Consider the following 20163-nt stretch of genomic DNA (forward strand, 5'->3'; position numbering starts at 1 on the left):
GCAAGCAAAATTTGTCATTGCGACCGGAACGTAGTGTAGGGAAGCAATCCCAGAATTTCAGGCGATTACGTCGCTACCCTACTCTTCGAGAACGGCTTTGCCGAACGGGAACGACTTCGTCGAACGCTCGTAATGACGGAATTCCGTGACTTTTGCGTAAGTCCTAACAGTCTCAGCCTTTTTTTATGCCATTTTCAACCTATCGAACTCACGTCCTGTTAATGCACTAGCTAGGGCGGCGTTTCAACTTATCTTGAAATGCCACCCTTATGTTTGTTTCTGGCTTCCAGCCGCGTTCAGGACTTCCACAGGTTAGCGTAGCCTCGACCTCTGTTTAACCGATCGTTGGGTGAGGTTACGCCTAGAAACCCCTCGCAGAGCTTTCCGCCAAGACTGAGCGAAGGTCATAGCGGTCAAGGTTCATCACCTTGTCCCATGCCGCCACAAAGTCATTCACAAATTTCTGCTGTGAGTCCACACTTCCGTAAACTTCCGCGAGGGCTCGTAGCTGAGAGTTCGAGCCGAAAATGAGGTCAACACGGGTAGCAGTCCACTTCAGGTCCCCTGTTTTGCGATCGCTTCCCTCGAACTCATATTCATCTTCAGAGGTCGCCTTCCATGTCGTGCCCAGGTCGAGCAGGTTCACGAAGAAGTCATTGGTCAACGTCTCTGGCCGATCGGTGAAGACGCCGTGTTTAGACCCTCCAAAGTTCGCACCCAGGACGCGCAAACCGCCTAAGAGAGCCGTCATCTGAGGGGCTGTCAGGGACAGCAATTGCGCCCGATCGACCAACAACTCCTCGAGCGATTCGCTATGTTTGCCGCTAGTGTAGTTGCGGAACCCGTCCGCAGTCGGCTCAAGCACGGCGAAGGACTCGACATCCGTTTTCTCTTGCAACGCATCTGTGCGTCCGGGCTTGAAGGGAACCGTCACGTCGTGACCGGCATTTTTCGCCGCCTGCTCGACGCCTGCGCATCCGCCCAGAACGATCAAGTCAGCGAGCGAAACTCGCTTCCCGCCAGACTGCGAGCTGTTGAACTCCTGTTGGATCGCCTCTAGGGTTTGCAGCACCGTTGCCAGTTGAGTTGGCTGGTTGACTTCCCAATCCTTCTGCGGCGCGAGACGAATACGCCCCCCATTCGCGCCACCGCGCATGTCGGAGCAGCGGAACGTTGACGCTGACGCCCAAGCCGTCGAAACGAGTTGGGAGACAGACAGTCCCGAAGCAAGAATCTTCGCCTTAAGGGCAGCGATATCCTGCTCATCAATCAACTCATGGTCAACTGCGGGGATGGGATCTTGCCACAGGAACTCTTCCTCAGGAACCTCTGGACCGAGATAGCGCGATCGCGGTCCCATGTCGCGGTGCGTCAGCTTGAACCACGCCTTGGCGAACGCGTCGGCGAACTCATCTGGATGTTCGAGGTAATGCCGCGCAATCTGGTTGTAGATGGGGTCCATCTTCATGGACATGTCTGCCGTGGTCATCATCGGGGCGTGCCGTTTTGACGGATCGTGTGCGTCGGGCACCGTACCTGCACCCGCGTCGCCCTTGGGCTTCCATTGCCACGCGCCAGCGGGACTCTTGGTCAGCTCCCAGTCATATTTGAACAGGGTTTCAAGATAGCTGTTGTCCCACCGTGTCGGCGTGGGGGTCCATGCGCCTTCGATACCGCTGGTGATCGCATCGACGCCGACACCCGTGTTGAAGGTGCTCTTCCAGCCGAGGCCCTGATCGATGATAGTGGCACCCCCAGGCGCATCACCCACGTGCGTCGCTTCGCCCGCACCGTGACATTTGCCAAAGGTATGCCCACCAGCAGTGAGCGCGACCGTTTCTGCATCGTTCATCGCCATCCGAGCAAAGGTCTCGCGAATATCGCGCCCTGAGCCAACCGGATCAGGCTCGCCGTCTGGTCCTTCTGGGTTCACATAGATCAGGCCCATCTGAACGGCGGCGAGAGGATTCAGGAGCACGCGATCGCCACTGTAACGCTCATTGCCGAGCCAGGCTTTCTCAGAACCCCAGTAGATGTCTTCCTCTGGCTGCCAGACGTCCACGCGCCCACCGGCAAAACCCAACGTCTTGAAGCCCATCGATTCTAGGGCGCAGTTGCCGGCGAAGACCATGAGGTCGGCCCACGAGATTTTCTTGCCGTATTTCTGCTTAATTGGCCAAAGCAACATGCGCGCCTTGTCGAGGTTGGCATTGTCTGGCCAACTGTTGAGCGGCTCAAACCGCTGGCTACCCGAGCCTGCACCGCCGCGACCGTCGCCAATCCGATACGTACCTGCGCTGTGCCAAGCCATCCGGATGAAGAGCGGCCCATAATGACCATAGTCAGCTGGCCACCAATCCTGAGAGGTGGTCATCAGCTCATAGATATCTGTCCTCAGGGCAGCTAAGTCAAGACTCTTGAACTCTTCAGCGTAGTTGAACGCCTCACCCATAGGATTGGCCTGGGGTGAGTGCTGGTGGAGGATGCTCAGATTCAAATAATGCGGCCACCACTCTCGGTTCGACGGCACATGACGAGGCTGATGTTTCTGACCTCCGCCCGAAAACGGGCATCCGCTTTCGCTGCTCATAGTATCTCCTGTCAAATGTTGTAGTGTTGATTTTTTGATGTACTGCTGGTATAGCAAACAAATCGAACTTACGTTAATTATTAGGCTCTGACGGATTGAGCAGACGTTGGAATCATGGATGGATCAATGCAATCCCCAATCCTTGTGCGACACGGCGACCGGAATTGACATCTGCCCGAAAGAAATGGCAAAGTTGGCGCATTTGAATATCAGTTCGTGCCTGACTCAAACTGCCCACAATGTTTTGGATGAGACGCTCCTGTTGCTTGGGTGCCATGATTCGATAGAGATCGCCTGCTTGGGTGTAATCGTCATTTCCAACACGATGATCCTAGCAATTGGCTTTGAGCTTTGACATTGCCTAAGTCCAAAACTGATTCTGCATAAGCACAATTCTGCTTTGGCGCATCCTGATAGCTACGAGTACCTGTTGTCAAAGAGTTCTGTTATCTGCAACTGGAATGCCATTAGCAGTCGTCAATGTTTTGGGGTCTGCCATACTGGGTGATTTCTCCATCATTTACTGAAACGTTGCAATATCTGTTTAGGCGGTCTAGCTCGAACTTATAAACAGTAAATTTACTCACAGTCGTTATGAGTTTGTTCTAATATCGTAGTCAAAATGACTTCGAGATAGCTAGTTCAAGCAAAGATTGTAATAAACTGTAATATGTATCTATTTGTGAACAGGAGCTAGCGCACCTAGTATTCAGCTAGAGAAGAAGTTTGAGTAGCATCAATGCAGATAGTTTGAACATTTGCATTGGGAATTGCCTTGTGCGTCTGCCTTGTACCGCCATGCGGAATTCGTAATTAGGTTTTCGCAAAGGTTTCAGAATGTTATAGATTACCCTGATGACTTCAGCTAAGGTAGTTTGCTATTGAACTGTTAAACTTTGCCACTACCGATGAGATACAGCAACGCCATACGCACAGCTACACCACTGGTAACTTGTGCTTGAATGAGGCTAAATTCTGGATCATCCATTAAATCGGAGCTAATTTCTACACCACGATTGACTGGGCCTGGATGCAAAACTTTGACATTAGGCTTGCAAAGTCGCAGTTTATCTCGTGTAATGCCAAACAATTGATGATATTCTCGTAAACTCGGCAGTAAATGCGCAGTCATGCGTTCTTTTTGCAGGCGCAAAGTCATGACAAAATCAGCATCACGCAAAGCTGGTTCAAGTTGCCAATGTAAAAACAACTGCCGTTTATAGGGGGTAGTTATTTCTATTTCCTCTGCTGTTTGTTCAGAGAAATACTCAGCAAATAACTTTGGTAAAAGGGTGGGTGGTGCTGCTAAATGCACTTCGGCACCACTTGCAGTCAAACTCCAAATATTTGATCGGGCTACGCGAGAATGCAGTATATCCCCGACAATGGCAATCTTTTTACCTTTTAAAAGTTCGATACGGGGATTAGCTGGGTCAATGAGAGTACAGATGGTAAATAAGTCTAGCAGTGCTTGGGAAGGATGCTCATGTTGACCATCGCCAGCATTTAGCACACTCACCTTCACACCTAAACGATCCATTTCTTCAGCGATCGCATTTGGTACTCCTGCCTCTCGATGGCGAATTACCATGATATCAGTTCCCATCGCCAAATAGGTCTTAGCCGTATCGAGAATTGTCTCTCCCTTAGTCATAGAAGAAGTGGCTGCGGCAAAGTTCAGCGTATCTGCACTAAGACGTTTGGCTGCGATTTCAAAACTACTGCGAGTGCGGGTGGAAGGTTCAAAGAATAAATTCGCTACCACTTGTCCCTGCAAAGTGGGTACTTTCTTTGTGCGCCGTGATAGCACCTCTTGGAAACTAGCAGCAGTCTGCAAAACTGCATCGTATTCAACGTTAGTGAAGTCAGTAAGAGAAAGAATGTGATGACGATTCCAGGTGGTACTAGGCATAGATATTGATCGGTTTTTTATGTAGAGATGTGATTGAGTAGCTCTCTACAGCTCTTAATTTACATATGCAGAGGCAATGATACCACCTGTCTTCTATCAAATTAGATACCTATTAAATACAACAATGAATAATACAAATATCGAGTTAATGATGGTTAGTTAATTCTGGAGGTAGAAGCACCAAATATAAAGATACACAGAGGTTTTCAGAAGGCCTAGATGTTTTGTTTGCCAAATAAGAATTAATCACCTATTTTGTGGCTGTTGCTCGTCTGCTGTCTTAATTGAGTAAGCGTTTCCTCACACCAATGAATTAGTGCCTGCGTTACATGCAGCTTGTAGCTAGCTGTTATTAGCCAATAAGCAGCATTCGGATTATCAGCCTCCTTTAGTTTTACCTGTTCTGCAATAGCTTGATACTTTTGCAGCAATTGCTGTTGCAAGTTATGAAATTTTTCTATATGACGAATATTGTCAGCTACAGTCATTTGTTGCCCAAAAAACAGCTTTAACAAAATTTCAATTCTGTCTACTTGCGGCTCAACAGGCGCTATTAACCACTGTTGTAACTCCTTGAGTCCATTGTCTGTGATCTGATACACGTGGCGATCTGGCTTACCAACTTGCGCCTCTATCGATTGCGTTGCTAATCCTTCTGCAACCAACCGCTTGAGGATAGGGTAAATCTGCCCGTAGCTCTCACTCCAAAAATTGCTGGTACTGGCTTCAATCTTCTTTTTGATGTCGTAGCCAGACTTGGGGCCAAAACTCAATATTCCTAGAATGGCGTATTTGCTTTTGTTTTCTCTTGACATTACATTTTTCAGATATATATCTTTAAGATATAAATAGGGATAAATTTTCAAACTGCTCTAGCCTTGGATTCCCATAATAATCCTCGACGTAGCTACAGATAGTTAACTTTTGCCTAAGCGATCGCAGGCGCTATAGCGGTATCTGAGCTAGCAATCATCCTTAAAAAATTAGGGACACAAAGATGAAAGCATTTGTCACAGGCAGTACAGGTTTACTAGGTAACAACTTAGTGCGCTTATTAGTTGAGCAAGGATATTCACTAAAAGCTTTAGTTCGCTCCCCCGAAAAAGCATCTCAAATCTTTAGCGACTTAGATATTACCCTTGTACAGGGCGATATGCTGGACATCGATAGCTTTGCCGAAGAATTAGCAGGATGCGACATTTTATTTCATACAGCCGCCTATTTCCGGGAATTCTTGATGGTGGTGCTTGCATGGTAGATGCTCGTGATGTGGCACAAGCAATGATTAATGCAGTTGAGCGAGGTAAAAATGGCGATCGCTACATTACAGCCGGACAATATTACACTCTAGAAAATCTTTTCCAAACTCTAGAAAGAATTAGTGGAATACCTGCTCCCAAACTGCGAATTCCCTACAATTTAACTGTGATTTTAGCCTGGTTTTCTGATAATTACGCCAGATTGACTAGTAAAAAATCAGTTATTCCTTTAGAAGGAATCTGCATCATGCATGAAAAAAATCAGCTTGACTCTGCAAAGGCAATTAAAGAATTAGGAGTTACTTTTCGTCCTTTAGAAGAAACATTAACTGATGTAGTTGATTGGTATCAAAAAACCGTAGTTATACAGCAGAATACAGAATTCAGAATACAGGAGTAAAACACGCTTTATACCTGGGTAACAGACTTAGCTTGTGTACCTCACGAACTTTAAATCTGCTGTATCTTGAATTGGGGAGAAGATAAGAGTTAATAAGTAATTGCCTTCTGTCTCCTGCCCTTCGGGTACTCTTCGAGAACGCCTGCGGCGAACGCAGTCGCTCATGGGGGAGACCCCCAAGACCGCGCTGTCTCACCTCCTGACTTGAAAGTGCTAAGTAAAAATCCCAGTCCCACTTTCATGCTTGGCTGTGAAATTTGTTTCATTGGGACTGCCTTCTGCTTTTCTTCAAGTTGGTAAATGCAATACGTTCAAAGCTACAGAAATTAATGAGAGGAAGGTGAGAAATCCAATTGTATCTAGCATTGTAGTTACTAACGGTCCGCTAACTAAAGCAGGATCTAGCTTCAGCCGCTTTAAACCCATTGGTAGTAAAGTCCCAAGGGTGACAGCCACAATAGTATTGCTTGCCATCACGGCTCCTGCAACTAAAGCTACCCATCGCTCTTGAGGCCGGGCCCAAATCAAGGAAAGCAGCATCATTGTCAGACATAAAGCTACCGCTGTGCCTATCCCGGCAAAAAGTTCTTTGCGGAGAATTTTCATAGTATCTTTGGATGTCACCTCACCTACACCCAAACCCCGGATTGTTACTGTCAATGCCTGAATACCAACAGTACCACCAGTATTAGAAAAAATTGGCATAATGACTGCTAAAACTGGAACTGCGGAAATCACAGATTGAAAAGGAGCGATCGCACTAGCTGCGCCAACATAAAGAGCCATAATTCCTAATAGCCAAGGTAGCCGTTTGCGAATGGTAACTCCGGGAGGAGACAAAGCTGCTTCATCACCACTCACACCCGCTAATTTTTGAATATCTTCTGTTGCTTCTTCTTCTAAAATATCGATTACATCATCAATCGTGACAATGCCGACTAATCTGTCTTCCCGGTCAACAACCGGAATAGCGATTAAGTCGTAACGCTTCATGATTTGGGCGACTTCTTCTTGAGGAGTTTCTGTTCTGACTTTGAGGACGCGATCGCTAGCAATATCTCTAATTAATACATCAGGAAAGGTAAATAATAGTTGGCGCAGTGAAACCACCCTTACCAAAGTGCGGTTGTCATCTGTGACATAGGCATAGTAAATTGTTTCTTTATCTTCGTCCTGACGGCGGATTTTACTCAGAGCTTCACCTACGGTCAATCCTTCGCGCAACCGGACATATTCTGTGGTCATTACGCGCCCAGCAGTACCTTCAGGATAGCCAAGAATTGTTGCTGTTGCTTGCCTTTGTTCTGGGCTTAATTCTTGTAATAACCTTTTGATTACCCCAGCTGGTAATTCATCAAATAATTCTGCTCGTTCATCAGGACTCATTGCCTCCACAAGTTGTACTACTTGAACATCATGAAGGGAATTTATGAGTTCTTCTTGTACTTCTGTAGGTAGATATTCAAAAACATCAATTGCCTGAGCTTTATTGAGCAAACGAAACGCGATCGCTCGTTGATTTGTAGGCAAGTTTGTAATGTATTCACCAACATCAACTGGTTGTAAATGATTCAAATTCCATTTGAGTTGGTTTAAGTCGGAAACTTCAACAACAGAATTGCGCACATCTTGCATGAGCATAATACCTCCCTCCTATAGCCTCCCCCGCGCTGGGAGACTGTCTCGCCAGATCAGAGGAGGTTGATACTACCGTCTTGTGGACTATGGTCCATAAAATTCAACAATTCAATATCGATATCCAATCAGGCATCGCTAAGTCATATATACTAACCCGGAATGGTGTTATCCGAATAGATGCAAAGTATTCAGTGTGTAGAATTTGTGGCATTCCACACAAGTACCTAACTCATCGCCCTGATTTTTCGTTTAATAAGAGTAGATTTTACTACTGCCACATACTGTGTCAAGCTAATAATAAAATTTATCAGTAAACTTTACACAGTCAAAATATTTACCAATATGGTAGTAGTCCTCAGGTTAGAGACGAAATCAAGTATTTTGCGATCACATTTTCAATTAACAGCTTAATTTGGGCGTCACTGGCGTTGATTGTCTTACCTCGTTTATTCAAGATGCTACTCCCACACCATAAAGCAGTTATCAAGCTATTAATCTAATTAAAACTCATATTTCAGCCTCCATCTACTAATTTTATAGCAGTTTATCAATACACTTGGCTTGAGTATAGTTTTGGTAAAGTGAATGCTATTGGATAATTTTTTTGATAATACAATAATCAAGTAGCATTATACTTAACATTCATCCAAAATAACTTGTTGATTTTGGATAAAATCAGCAACGAATTTCTCTTTCTTTAGTATCTAGCATTAAGTATCCAAGGATAAAATTAGACTCATTTAATGGCAACAGATATCCTTTTAAGAAATAAAAAATAGTAAACATCTTGCCCAAGATAGAAATTACGCCATCTGTAAGGATATTGTCTAAATATCAGGTTGAATTTATTCCGTAAATTTTGGGGTTAATTGCAAAGCCTTACTTGTGAATTCAGAAGTAAAAGATTGAAGATAACATCTAAAATTCCAACGAATATTCCACAAATGTAAAATTCAAGAGTGTGGGTAAAATTTCGTTAATGCCTTCAGAAATTCTGATAGTTATGACATCAGAGAGGTAAGCTTATGATTCACGCTGACATTCCTTGTCATATGCTCACCTTTTCTAAAAAATACAGCCAATTACTCTAGATTCCGTGCAAGACTACCGCAAAAGTAACTTAAAACAGTATTGCCGTCAGCAGCAATTGTTTGATATTCAGCAAATAGCTAATGGGTAATTTAGATTTTTTGGCAATCTATCTATGTACATAACTTAATTCTCTAACATTGCTAGCGATCGCAAATTTTTTTATGTACATTGATGCGTTTATAATTATTTATTGTATGCTATATACAACTTTTGCAATCTTGCAAAGTTGCTTTAGGACTGCTAAAAGCTTGCAAATTTTCATCACAATTCAGGCTGATTAAGACCTAATTAAGAATTAATGAAAATCTATGACACTCGCATCTAGGAAGCTAGAAAGTAAGGTTGCACTGGTTACAGGTAGTAGCCAGGGTATCGGGCAGGCTATTGCTATTCGGTTGGCTGAGGAAGGAGCAAATATTGTTATTAACTACCGTTCTCATCCAGAGGGTGCAGAAGAAACTTTAGCAAAAGTGCAAGCCGCAGGTGGGCAATGTCATTTAGTTGATGGCTTTACAATTCAGGCAGATACTGGCACGGTTGCTGATGTGCAACGAATGATTGCAGATAGTATCACTCACTTTGGAAAATTGGATATTTTGGTTAACAATGCAGGCATTGAGAAAAATGCTGATTTTTGGAAAGTGACTGAAGCCGATTACGATGCCGTGATGAACGTGAATTTAAAAGGCGTGTTCTTTGCGACTCAGGCATTAGTTAATCATCTGCTAGAAACCAAACGCCCTGGCAAGATTATCAATATCAGTTCGGTTCACGAAGAATTACCCTTTCCCCATTTTGCTGCTTATTGTGCCAGCAAAGGAGGATTAAAGATGCTCACCCGTAACTTAGCTGTGGAATTGGCTCCTTTTGGAATCACAATTAATAACGTTGCTCCAGGGGCGATTGAAACCCCAATCAACACTAAATTATTGAACGATCCTCCAAAACTGAACGCGTTATTACAAAACATTCCGCTAGGAAGATTGGGGCAACCAAAAGATGTAGCATCAATAGTTGCTTTCCTCGCTTCTGCGGAATCTGACTATATAACAGGCACGACTTTCTTTGTTGATGGTGGTTTGTTGTGGAATTATCAGGAGCAGTAATCAGAAAAAGGCAGAAGGAAGGAACTGGGATCAGACTTGTGGTCATGAGTCCTCATTCAGTATTTAACTTGCTCTCATCCCTATCCTAATCCAGAACCAGAAAATACTGGTGAACTCTAATTTAGAGAACAGGGCTTACGCAAAATTATGAAAAAACAAACCGCAAAGACACGTTCGGCGTTCGCCCTACACCCCTTCTCCTAAAGGAGACGCTACGCGAACGGGCATCCTACGACGGGCGTTGCCGTACCCCTACGCTTAAGCAAGCTACGCGTAGCGTCTCCGCAGGAGAAGGGTAGGACACAAAGGAAAGAGGGTTTTAGAGGGTTCTTGCGTAAGTCCTAGAGAAATTGAGCGACATTCAAATTGCATATACCAAATAGCCAAAATCCTTGCCAAGGATAGGTTTTATTCTTTTAACTTTTGAGTTAACTTATGACTCCAGAACAAATCAGGTTGCAAGAAAATCGGGAACGCACCGCCTATTGGAAGCGATGGGGTCCCTACCTAAGTGAGCGGCAGTGGGGCACTGTACGCGAGGATTATAGCCCTGATGGTAGGGCTTGGGACTACTTCAGCCACGATCAGGCGCGATCGCGTGCCTATCGCTGGGGAGAAGATGGAATTGCCGGGATATCCGATAGCCGCCAACGATTGTGTTTTGCGATCGCCCTCTGGAATGGCAATGATCCCATTTTGAAGGAGCGATTATTTGGGCTGACGGGAAATGAAGGCAATCACGGGGAAGATGTCAAAGAATATTACTTCTATTTAGACAGTACCCCTACCCATTCCTACATGAAATACCTGTACAAGTACCCCCAGCAAGCATTTCCTTACACGCAGCTGGTGGACGAAAACAAGCAACGCAGTAAATTTGAGCCAGAATTTGAACTGCTTGATACAGGTATTTTTGCTGAGAACCGTTACTTTGATGTCTTTGTTGAGTATGCCAAAGCCACAGCAGAAGACATTTTGATTCAGATTACAATCGCCAATCGCGCCGCAGAATCGAGTACTCTGCATCTGCTACCAACCCTCTGGTTTCGCAACATCTGGCAGTGGAATCCGCAAATTGAGCCGCCTTTTCTCAAGATTGCGCGATCGCAACCAGACTTTAGCCAAATTGAAGCTGAACACTCAACCTTAGGAACACGCTGGCTCTATTGTGAGGGTGAGGCAGAATCGCTGTTTACTAACAACGAAACCAACTATCAGCGGTTGTTTGGTACTAGTAATGGTTCATCTTACGTCAAAGATGGAATTAACGAATACATAGTGCATGGGCAAAAAGAGGCAGTTAATAGCGATCGCATCGGTACTAAATATGCTGCCCACTATTTGCTAACCTTTGCACCAGGAGAAAGCCGTACAGTTCGCCTGCGTCTGAATAATCAACAAACCCTAACTCAGCCATTTGGGACAGAATTTGCTGCCATTTTTCAAACTCGCCAGCAGGAAGCTGAAGAATTTTACCAACACATCTGCCCGTTTTCCCTATCTGAAGATGAGCGCAACATCCAGCGACAGGCATTTGCGGGAATGCTGTGGAGTAAACAGTATTACCACTACGTTGTTCATGACTGGTTAAATGGCGATCCGGGACAACCACCGCCACCCCCACAAAGACAATCGGGCAGAAATCATGAATGGGTGCATCTATTTAGTGAAGATATTCTCTCGATGCCAGATAAATGGGAGTATCCTTGGTTTGCTGCTTGGGATTTAGCCTTTCATGTCATCCCTTTAGCATTGATCGATCCAGATTTTGCCAAACAGCAAATCGATCGCCTCACCCGTGAATGGTATATGCTGCCGAACGGACAACTACCTGCCTATGAATGGGCATTTAGCGATGTCAATCCGCCAGTACAGGCTTGGGCGGCGATGCGAATTTACCAAATAGAGCAGAAAGTTAGCGGTAAAGGCGATCGCGCTTTTCTTCAGCGTGTCTTTCATAAATTGCTGCTCAACTTTACTTGGTGGGTAAATCGCAAGGATGTTGAAGGCAAGAATGTCTTTCAAGGCGGCTTTTTGGGATTGGATAACATCGGCGTATTCGATCGCAGCAAAGAACTGCCCTTGGGCGGTTATATTAACCAAGCAGACGGCACAAGCTGGATGGGAATGTACTGCTTAAATATGCTGGCGATCGCCTTGGAACTGGCTAAAGAAGATTCTTCCTATGAAGACATTGCTAGCAAGTTTTTTGAGCATTTTTTATATATCGCTGATGCTATTGATGGCATTGGTAATGCAGATATTGCGCTTTGGGATCAAGAAGACGGCTTTTATTACGATGCCCTACGCTTACCTGATGGAAAGCAGTTTCCGATGAAATTGCGCTCAATGGTGGGGCTAATTCCCTTATTTGCAGTCACAGTGCTGGAATTAGAAACTTTGCAGCAGTTTCCCGGCTTTAAGCGGCGCATGGAATGGTTTATTCGCAATCGTCCCGATCTTAAAGAAAATGTCGCTTGTATGGAAACGCCAGGGGTGGGAGCTAGAAGATTATTAGCGATCGCCTATCGTGCCAAACTCCAACGCATCCTGCAACGAATGTTAGATGAGAATGAATTCTTTAGCCCCTATGGAATCCGGGCGTTATCCAAATATCACCAAGACCATCCTTACAACCTACAACTAGATGGGCACGAGTACCGCGTCCAGTATGAACCAGCGGAATCCACAACTGGTTTATTTGGTGGTAACTCCAATTGGCGCGGCCCTATATGGTTCCCAGTCAACGCCCTCATTATCGAAGCACTTTGGCGGTTCTACGACTACTTTGGTGATACCTTCAAAGTCGAGTGCCCAACTGGATCGCGGCAAGAAATGACGCTGCGGGAAGTAGCATTTATGTTATCTCAACGCTTAGTTGGAATTTTTCAACAAAATGCTGCGGGTCAGCGTCCAGTATACGGCAATTTGGAATTGTTTCAGTCTGACCCCCACTGGCGCAACTTAATTCTATTTCACGAATATTTCCACGGCGACAATGGTACAGGCTTGGGAGCTAGTCACCAAACCGGCTGGACAGGGTTAGTAGCCGCCATGATTCAGCAATGTGGTGAACATCGGATACAGGGGGAACAGGATGGAAAGCTTTAAAAAGCATTTGCCAGAATATTTGATGGAAGCGGCAGAATTAGGACTGTTCATGATTGCTGCGGGTGTATTTAGCTGCCTATTTGAGTACCCCGCATCCCCAGTCCATCAAGCAATTCCCAATCGCGATTTGCGGCGTTTCCTGATTGGCATTGTCATGGGAGCTACTGCGATCGCAATCATCTATTCTCCTTGGGGTAAACAGTCTGGCGCTCACATGAATCCTGCTGTCACCTTGACTTTCTACCGTTTAGGCAAAGTTAAACGCCAGGATGCTCTCTTTTACATCCTCTTTCAATGTTTAGGTGGTTTGACAGGTGTATACATAGTTGCAATATTATTGGGTCAAGTATTTACCCAACCACCTATCAACTACATCGTCACAGTACCAGGATCTGTGGGTTGGTTAGCGGCTTTAGTAGGGGAATTGGTAATTGCCTTTCTGATGATGACAATGGTGCTGTACACCAGCAACAACAAACAACTTAACCGCTTCACCGGATTATTTGCTGGCTGTTTAGTGATGCTGTACGTATTTTTGGAAGCACCAATTTCTGGCTTTGGGATGAATCCCGCCCGGAGTCTAGCCTCTGCATTTCCTGCCCAAATTTGGAGTGGATTTTGGCTTTACGTAGTTGCACCACCAATCGGGATGTTATTAGCTGCCGGAATTTACCAATACCTTTATGGGCGCAGGGCTGTAAAATGCGCCAAACTCAACCACGAAAACAACAAACGCTGTATTTTCTGCTGCAACTATAAGCAGAGTCAACTCCAAAATTTGAGCGACCGCCTACCCATTCATTAAAGGAAAAACTCATGACAACCAGCACGCACTACGATGCGATCGTCATCGGTACAGGAGCCGGTGGCGGGACTTTGGCTTACCATCTGGCCCCTAGCGGTAAAAAAATCTTGGTTTTAGAGCGAGGTGGCTTTCTACCTAGAGAAAAAGAGAACTGGAGCGCTTTAGAGGTCTACCAGCGCGAGCGCTATCATACTCAAGAACAGTGGTACGATGTCAACAACAAAGCTTTTCGTCCAGCAACTAACTATTGGGTAGGTGGTAACACCAAGGTCTATGGTGCCGCTTTGTTAAGGTTGCGAGAACGGGATTTTGAGCAAGTTGAACATCAAGATGGCATTTCTCCAGAGTGGCCTCTGAAATACCAAGATTTTGAACCTTACTATACCCAAGCCGAACAGCTGTATGACGTACATGGGCAGTCTGGTTGTGACCCTACTGAACCACCCATGAGTCTGCCTTATCCCTACCCAGCAGTACGCCACGAATCCCGGATGCAAGAATTAGCCAATGCTTTTACAAAGGCTGGGTTACATCCATTTCATTTACCTTTAGGATTGAAACTCAACGAAGTCGATAAAAGCTTGAGTGCCTGTATTCGTTGTAACACTTGCGATGGCTTTCCCTGTTTAACTCAGGGTAAGGCAGATGCAGAAGTAAATTGCCTGCAACCTGCCCGTAACCATCCCAACATTACCCTAATTACTGAAGCCAAGGTCACACGCTTACACACCAGCGCCTCTGGTCGGGAAGTTACCCATGTGGAAGCCGAAGTCGCTGGGGAAACACAAAGGTTTACTGGAGATATAGTTGTTGTCGCCTGTGGAGCAATTAATTCAGCCGCGTTGCTATTGCGATCGCTCAATGAGCATCATCCTCATGGACTGGCAAATCATTCCGGCTTGGTGGGACGTCACCTGATGAAGCATGGCTGTACAGCAATGGTACAACTCACCACTAAACTCAATCCTGACTCTTATCAAAAGACAATTTGTATCAGCGACTTCTACTGGGGTGACGCAGATTTTCCCTACCCAATGGGATTGATCCAGAATACAGGTAATGTATTGGCAGATATGCTGCCTGCGGAAGTGCCGGCATTACTAGCACCATTGCTGAAAATGCGACCTGGAGCAGAACTGAAAGCTGTAGCCGATCGCACCGTTGGCTGGTGGTTACAGACAGAAGACTTGCCCGATCCTGATAACCGCGTGCGAGTAGAAGGCGATCGCCTTCATCTAGAATACAAGCTCAACAATATCGAAGCTGGAAGTCGTTTAATTAAACGTTGGACAGGAATTTTACAGCAAGTTGATCGCACAGAACATCTAGTTCCCTTCAGCATCTACCCCCGCAACATGATGCCGATTCAATCTGTAGGTCATCAATGCGGTACTTGCCGCTTTGGCGAAGATCCCAATACTTCCGTGCTAGATCTCAATTGCCGCACGCATGATATAGATAATCTCTATGTCGTAGATGGTAGCTTTTTTCCTTCTAGCGCCGCAGTTAATCCCACTTTGACGATCATTGCCAATGCACTACGTGTAGGCGACCATTTGCTAGAACGGCTGAAATAACCAGAATATTGCCTTTTCCCCCGTTTCCTGTTTCCGCTTGCAGACGGCGCTGTAATTAGGAAACTAATATGGTTCTTCAGTACCTAGTAGGCTAGGTTGAAGCTTGAAAGGAGGGAACTCTTCACAGGGAACAGATGAATAAATTAAGAGGTTTTTAAATGTCAGAAATTAATGATTTTAAAGACTTAAAAATTTGCAAAAAGGTATGGATATAGCCGAGAAATGCTATTTCTTAACTAAAGTTTTTCCTAAAGATGAGTTGTATGGGATGGTACAACAAATCAGGAGATCCGCGGCATCTATTCCAGCTAACATAGCAGAAGGTTATGGAAGAAGGTCAACGGCTGAGTACATCAGATTTCTTAATATTGCCCAAGGCTCAATTAACGAATTAGAAACACATATTATTTTATCTCAGAGAGTAGGACTATGTAGCCAAACGGATATAGAATCGATTATTTATTTACTCCGAGAAGAAAGTCGAATGATTATTGCTCTTATGAAAAAACTAGAACAATAACCTCTGTTCCCTGTTCCCCGTTCCCTGTTCCCTCTCCCAGACTATTAATTTAGCAGAACAAGTACGGTAGAGCCACTAATATTAATTGCGATCGCTGTTTTCTAGAAGAATCAAAATCGCAGTCAAAATTGACTCTGGTTGATCTATCCAAACAAAATGACCACTGCGATCGGCTTGAATTTGCACACAATTTGTCGATAATTGGAGTATTTCACTGTGCATTTGCTCTCTTAAACGATTAGCTGCTGCCATAGGTAGAAACAGAGTCCAAGGAGAAGCATGGAAAAAAGTATTGGCTTTGATACTAACTATCGGCAATGCACCATAATGATTGGCTGACTGAACTTGGCGGCTACTAGTATCTAGATTTAAGATTTCCCGACTCATGGTAATCCAGTGTTTGGGACGACAGAAAGAACGCTTAATCGGTTTTAAAGTCTCTTTGGGAAATTTAACTAACTCGCGCTTGATAACTTCAAATGTACCAATCACTTTCAGCAATCGCACAATACCGAGAATAGATCCTAAAAAGGACATCACGAACCCGGATAGAAAAAACAGTTTCAAACATTGTAAATGGATAGGCATTTCCAACATGGCAGTTTCATGAAGTCCATCGGTAAGTACCATCCCCACGACTTTTTCCGGAAAGCGCTTTGCATACAACCGCACGTTATAGCTACCGAAGGAATTTCCAACGAGAATATAGGGTGGTTCAATTTTGGCTTGCGTTAACAGATAATCTAATTCTGCAACTATCTGCTTACTAGTTCGTGGATAAGGACTATGATCGCTCCAACCGTATCCAGCGCGATCATATATGCAAACTCGTGTCAGCTTTGCTATCTCTGGCAGCAGTAAATAACCCTCAATGCCGCCTAAACTGTGTTCCAAGATAACTGTCGGGCCAGACAATCCCGCAGTGTAGAGGTGCAAATTATAGCCACCTACATCAATAAGTTGGCCTGGTGGAAGATGACGATCTTCTATTAAGCTAGCGATCGCCTGATAGCAAGTTGTAGCCAACAGTATCACACTGTTGATAGATGATAACATCTTGAAAATATGAATTCTTACTAATTCTGAGACCAGCGCCAATTATAGCGGTTCCATTCATAAATTCCTTGAATTTCATATTCAGCGCCGTTATTGAAGCGGACGACGCAATTACTAAAGCAATCACCACCATTGCTAAATTCATCAACTTGCAGCACTACACAGGAAAACCATTCTCGCTTACAAGGACCATCATCTTGTACCCATTCCCACATAGCATTGGAAATTTCAATGCGATCGCCTACTTTCAGTTTTAGTGCATCCTCAAAATGAACATATTTATCAAAGTGATATGACTGAAGGCGATTGAGCCATTGCAAACCGTAGCGTTCCCGGATAAATTGTACTTCTCCAGAGTCAGAATCGTGCAGCCAATCATTGAGGAATTGCGCTTTCCAATTACCGTTGTATTGTTCCTGCGCCTTAACGAACTGCAAAAATGCTGCCAACTCTTCTGGGGTCAACTCATCCAAGGGATTAGCAATCTCTAACACCCCAAAGTTAGAATTCAGCGGAATTTTCTCCACCACTTGCAGTAATATCTGTTTCTGCATCTCAGTGAGAGGACAGCTGGCTACATCACAACTCTTAAAGGCTGCTTGCAAAGCTGCTTTAATCTCATCCGGAGTCATATGTTAATAGCAAGTTAAGGGTTATTTTCCCTAATTATTACAAAAGTTAAATGAAAGTCTCCAATATCTTTGGTAATGAAATTCAGGTAAGCTGGGGTTAAAAACATTGCTGAAAATGCCTGAAGGCGTTTTCAGCAAGGATATACCGGGTGCTGAATTTAGTGATATATCTTGCCTCGGTATAAAAGTTACTTAGATTTCGTTGCCACTATTTTTAGATATGGAAAAGAAAAGCAGCATAACATCTTGGTTGAATTTCCTAGGGTTAGCTAGGTCAAACTACTCTGTACAACAGCGATTACTTGCACCTGTTAGGACTTTGTATTTAAGACCAATCAAGGTAATCTTTGTTTCCTGTCTTATCAGTGTCTTTTTATGGGTTTTGACTACCCCTGCCGTAGCGCTGACACAAATTAGACTATTTGATATTTCTTATAACGATTGTCCACCAGAACTGGCAGAAGGCGCTGTGATTAGTAGCGGTTCTGCGGCTGCTAAGTGTTTTATTGTGACTGGCAAAGCTGAAAATGCTACTTATAAAACTGTCTACGATGCAGATATTTTCGGTCGGATCTATGATGCCAATAACGACTCAGTGCTACAAAACCGCACACGTTTAGGTTCTATTGCCGAAATACCACCAGGTATCAGTGATTTTGAACTGAGGATTTCTGTACCTGCAAATCAGCCAACCCCATTGAAGCTGAAGCAGTTTAAAGCTGCTGGGTTTAGCGGTCAGGTTCGTAAGTAAGTTTTTAACAGCGGGAATTATTTAATATTAGGGTGGGATTTGCCCACCCTAACTAAATTTCCATCGTTGCACAAGGTTAAAAAATCAATATCGCTTTCAGCGTCGGCAGTAGCCAGTCGCCAGCTAATTGCAGCACCAAGAAAGCTAATATGGGAGAAAAATCCATCCCGCCCAGTGGGGGAATAATTGAGCGGAAAAGATTGAGATAAGGGTCGGTGATCTGAGCCAAAGCCGCAAATGGCTGACTATAAAAGTCAATATTGGGGAACCAGGTCAAGAGTACCCGAACAATCAGCAAAACAGTATAAATTTGGATGAAAGTAGCCAGTGTGGTAATCAGTAGGTTCATGGATAGCTCGGTTTTCTGCTAAGTTGACAAACAAGGTCTTATCATAGATTTTAATTTAATCTAGGTCATGGCGTCTGCGGTTGGTTTTGGCATATAGCACCACATTTAAGCGCTTTCACCACGTTGTTAGTGTTTTAAGAATCTTTAGTGAAAGAACGTTCATTTATGGCTTGCTGTGAACTGCCATTGACATTGCCTAGCTGCTTTCGTACATCGTCTATTGTGGCATTTAGTTGGGCAATCTTGTCTTCTAGCGATCGCCGTGCTGATTCCATCTCCATGCCTTCTGTTTCTGAGGCTTTCATCTGACGACGTTTCCCGACTATTTTCCTAGCTTCATCTTGGTTATTCGTCAGTTCTGCATCGTCATCTGCCACTAATTCCGGATCTTGACGATTAGCAATCAAGGCACCGACAACGCCACCCACAACAGAGCCGAAAATCGCTCCGGCAAAAAATCCACTAACAAAACCATCACGCTGACTCATATCCTTAACCACCTTGACGAAACTTTGGGAATTTTACACTTTTACACTAGTAAAGTTATTTTCCTACCCTAGCTGCATAGTAGCTTAAGTCCCAAAGGTGCGATCGCCTGCATCTCCTAATCCCGGTACAATATACCCTTGGTCGTTGACTATTTCATCAATCGTAGCCGTGTAAATAATTAAACCTGGATAAGCAGCACTCAGTTTTTGCAAAGCTGGGGGAGCCGCTACTACACAAACAATCCTTGTCAAAGCTGGATCGACACCCCGTTGTGTCAATTCTGCCATTGCTGCCATCATTGACCCACCCGTAGCCAACATAGGATCGGTAATTAGAACCCGCGTTTGAGGATCAAATTTTTCTGGTAATTTGTTCAGGTAACACGAAGGTTGTAGTGTTTCCTCATTGCGCACTAAGCCAAGGTGATAAATCGAAGCCAAAGGTAGCAAAGTCTGTGCGCCTTCTAATAATCCTAATCCTGCCCGCAAAATCGGTACTACCGCCACAGGCACTTCTGGATTAATCAAAGTTGCTGGCGAAGAATCCAAAGGACTCTGCACAGTCGTCTCTTGCGTCGGCAACCACTCTCGTGCCGCTTCATAGGTCAACCATCTGCCCAACTCCACCATCGCACTACGAAATAATACTGAAGGTGTGGCTGCATCACGAGCAACTGCTAACCAGTGCTTGATTAAGGGATGGGGTGGAACATAAACACGCAGTTGTAGCGTCATAGCCAAAAATAGGCGGTTTTTAATTATATAAGAACTGAAACATCATGATACTCTGTCCTGCCTACGACTGGCAGCTAAAATCATGGCTTATTAACTTATTGAGAATAGATTGCATTAATAGTTGACAAGAATTCTCAATCAA

Annotated in this window: 18 protein-coding genes; 8 read left to right on the forward strand and 10 right to left on the reverse strand. The window is 44.5% G+C overall.

Annotated features, from left to right (window positions below):
- Nucleotides 1–361: 361 nt before the first annotated feature.
- From katG to BV372_RS27335, 4 genes are all read right to left on the reverse strand, one after another.
- Complete coding sequence (gene katG / locus BV372_RS27320) at nt 362–2590, reverse strand: catalase/peroxidase HPI (protein ID WP_086689627.1); 2229 nt, start codon at nt 2588–2590, stop codon at nt 362–364.
- A 112-nt stretch (nt 2591–2702) separates the two neighbouring features.
- A complete protein-coding gene (locus tag BV372_RS27325) occupies nt 2703–2867 on the reverse strand; it encodes a catalase-related domain-containing protein (protein ID WP_256973477.1) in 165 nt (54 codons plus the stop codon).
- 612 nt (nt 2868–3479) lie between these two features.
- Complete coding sequence (locus tag BV372_RS27330; RefSeq protein WP_086689628.1) at nt 3480–4502, reverse strand: aspartate carbamoyltransferase catalytic subunit; 1023 nt, start codon at nt 4500–4502, stop codon at nt 3480–3482.
- A 242-nt stretch (nt 4503–4744) separates the two neighbouring features.
- Entirely contained in the window at nt 4745–5317 is a 573-nt protein-coding gene (locus tag BV372_RS27335; RefSeq protein ID WP_086689629.1) for a PadR family transcriptional regulator, read from the reverse strand.
- A gap of 182 nt (nt 5318–5499) precedes the next feature.
- On the opposite strand from BV372_RS27335, the gene BV372_RS37915 reads away from it, so the two are divergent.
- Nucleotides 5500–5760, forward strand: a complete 261-nt coding sequence (locus tag BV372_RS37915; protein ID WP_256973478.1) for an NAD(P)H-binding protein — start codon at nt 5500–5502, stop codon at nt 5758–5760.
- Nucleotides 5694–6161, forward strand: a complete 468-nt coding sequence (locus BV372_RS27340) for a hypothetical protein (protein WP_256973479.1) — start codon at nt 5694–5696, stop codon at nt 6159–6161. Before BV372_RS37915 ends, BV372_RS27340 begins: the two co-directional genes overlap by 67 nt.
- 288 nt (nt 6162–6449) lie before the next feature.
- Here BV372_RS27340 and mgtE read toward each other — a convergent pair whose 3' ends face one another.
- Nucleotides 6450–7802: a magnesium transporter gene (mgtE, locus tag BV372_RS27345; RefSeq protein WP_086689630.1), complete on the reverse strand. Its 1353-nt coding sequence runs from the start codon at nt 7800–7802 to the stop codon at nt 6450–6452.
- A 1397-nt stretch (nt 7803–9199) separates the two neighbouring features.
- Between mgtE and BV372_RS27350 the strand changes: the two genes are divergently transcribed.
- From BV372_RS27350 to BV372_RS27370, 5 genes are all read left to right on the forward strand, one after another.
- Entirely contained in the window at nt 9200–9997 is a 798-nt protein-coding gene (locus BV372_RS27350; RefSeq protein WP_086689631.1) for a glucose 1-dehydrogenase, read from the forward strand.
- A 435-nt stretch (nt 9998–10432) separates the two neighbouring features.
- Nucleotides 10433–13108, forward strand: coding sequence for a glucosidase (locus BV372_RS27355; RefSeq protein WP_086689632.1), 2676 nt, complete (start codon nt 10433–10435; stop codon nt 13106–13108).
- Nucleotides 13095–13913 (forward strand): MIP/aquaporin family protein, encoded by an 819-nt coding sequence (locus BV372_RS27360; protein WP_086689633.1) that lies wholly within the window; start codon nt 13095–13097, stop codon nt 13911–13913. Before BV372_RS27355 ends, BV372_RS27360 begins: the two co-directional genes overlap by 14 nt.
- 11 nt (nt 13914–13924) lie before the next feature.
- Nucleotides 13925–15490: a GMC oxidoreductase gene (locus BV372_RS27365; RefSeq protein WP_086689634.1), complete on the forward strand. Its 1566-nt coding sequence runs from the start codon at nt 13925–13927 to the stop codon at nt 15488–15490.
- Nucleotides 15491–15695: 205 nt separating this feature from the next.
- Complete coding sequence (locus BV372_RS27370; protein ID WP_256973481.1) at nt 15696–16010, forward strand: four helix bundle protein; 315 nt, start codon at nt 15696–15698, stop codon at nt 16008–16010.
- A gap of 81 nt (nt 16011–16091) precedes the next feature.
- Here the strand turns inward: BV372_RS27370 and BV372_RS27375 are convergent, their stop codons facing one another.
- Nucleotides 16092–17066, reverse strand: a complete 975-nt coding sequence (locus tag BV372_RS27375; protein WP_086689635.1) for an alpha/beta fold hydrolase — start codon at nt 17064–17066, stop codon at nt 16092–16094.
- A gap of 20 nt (nt 17067–17086) precedes the next feature.
- Nucleotides 17087–17698, reverse strand: coding sequence for a hypothetical protein (locus tag BV372_RS27380; RefSeq protein ID WP_086689636.1), 612 nt, complete (start codon nt 17696–17698; stop codon nt 17087–17089).
- Between the two features lie 319 nt (nt 17699–18017).
- Between BV372_RS27380 and BV372_RS27385 the strand changes: the two genes are divergently transcribed.
- Nucleotides 18018–18449, forward strand: coding sequence for a biotin carboxylase (locus tag BV372_RS27385; protein ID WP_086689647.1), 432 nt, complete (start codon nt 18018–18020; stop codon nt 18447–18449).
- 76 nt (nt 18450–18525) lie between these two features.
- Here the strand turns inward: BV372_RS27385 and BV372_RS27390 are convergent, their stop codons facing one another.
- The 3 genes from BV372_RS27390 to upp form a co-directional block, all read right to left on the reverse strand.
- Nucleotides 18526–18798, reverse strand: coding sequence for a YggT family protein (locus BV372_RS27390; RefSeq protein ID WP_086689637.1), 273 nt, complete (start codon nt 18796–18798; stop codon nt 18526–18528).
- A gap of 134 nt (nt 18799–18932) precedes the next feature.
- Entirely contained in the window at nt 18933–19286 is a 354-nt protein-coding gene (locus BV372_RS27395) for a hypothetical protein (RefSeq protein WP_086689638.1), read from the reverse strand.
- An 84-nt stretch (nt 19287–19370) separates the two neighbouring features.
- Nucleotides 19371–20021, reverse strand: coding sequence for a uracil phosphoribosyltransferase (upp, locus tag BV372_RS27400; RefSeq protein ID WP_086689639.1), 651 nt, complete (start codon nt 20019–20021; stop codon nt 19371–19373).
- Between the last annotated feature and the right edge of the window lie 142 nt (nt 20022–20163).

It is taken from the genome of Nostoc sp. T09, assembly GCF_002154695.1.
Taxonomy (GTDB): Bacteria; Cyanobacteriota; Cyanobacteriia; order Cyanobacteriales; family Nostocaceae; genus Aulosira.

Bases quoted from the DNA above. Each gene is read 5' to 3' on its own strand.
- katG (WP_086689627.1), bottom strand. From the start codon at position 2,590: ATGAGCAGCGAAAGCGGATGCCCGTTTTCGGGCGGAGGTCAGAAACAT.
- BV372_RS27325 (WP_256973477.1), bottom strand. From the start codon at position 2,867: ATGGCACCCAAGCAACAGGAGCGTCTCATCCAAAACATTGTGGGCAGT.
- BV372_RS27330 (WP_086689628.1), bottom strand. From the start codon at position 4,502: ATGCCTAGTACCACCTGGAATCGTCATCACATTCTTTCTCTTACTGAC.
- BV372_RS27335 (WP_086689629.1), bottom strand. From the start codon at position 5,317: ATGTCAAGAGAAAACAAAAGCAAATACGCCATTCTAGGAATATTGAGT.
- BV372_RS37915 (WP_256973478.1), top strand. From the start codon at position 5,500: ATGAAAGCATTTGTCACAGGCAGTACAGGTTTACTAGGTAACAACTTA.
- BV372_RS27340 (WP_256973479.1), top strand. From the start codon at position 5,694: ATGCGACATTTTATTTCATACAGCCGCCTATTTCCGGGAATTCTTGAT.
- mgtE (WP_086689630.1), bottom strand. From the start codon at position 7,802: ATGCTCATGCAAGATGTGCGCAATTCTGTTGTTGAAGTTTCCGACTTA.
- BV372_RS27350 (WP_086689631.1), top strand. From the start codon at position 9,200: ATGACACTCGCATCTAGGAAGCTAGAAAGTAAGGTTGCACTGGTTACA.
- BV372_RS27355 (WP_086689632.1), top strand. From the start codon at position 10,433: ATGACTCCAGAACAAATCAGGTTGCAAGAAAATCGGGAACGCACCGCC.
- BV372_RS27360 (WP_086689633.1), top strand. From the start codon at position 13,095: ATGGAAAGCTTTAAAAAGCATTTGCCAGAATATTTGATGGAAGCGGCA.
- BV372_RS27365 (WP_086689634.1), top strand. From the start codon at position 13,925: ATGACAACCAGCACGCACTACGATGCGATCGTCATCGGTACAGGAGCC.
- BV372_RS27370 (WP_256973481.1), top strand. From the start codon at position 15,696: ATGGATATAGCCGAGAAATGCTATTTCTTAACTAAAGTTTTTCCTAAA.
- BV372_RS27375 (WP_086689635.1), bottom strand. From the start codon at position 17,066: ATGTTATCATCTATCAACAGTGTGATACTGTTGGCTACAACTTGCTAT.
- BV372_RS27380 (WP_086689636.1), bottom strand. From the start codon at position 17,698: ATGACTCCGGATGAGATTAAAGCAGCTTTGCAAGCAGCCTTTAAGAGT.
- BV372_RS27390 (WP_086689637.1), bottom strand. From the start codon at position 18,798: ATGAACCTACTGATTACCACACTGGCTACTTTCATCCAAATTTATACT.
- BV372_RS27395 (WP_086689638.1), bottom strand. From the start codon at position 19,286: ATGAGTCAGCGTGATGGTTTTGTTAGTGGATTTTTTGCCGGAGCGATT.
- upp (WP_086689639.1), bottom strand. From the start codon at position 20,021: ATGACGCTACAACTGCGTGTTTATGTTCCACCCCATCCCTTAATCAAG.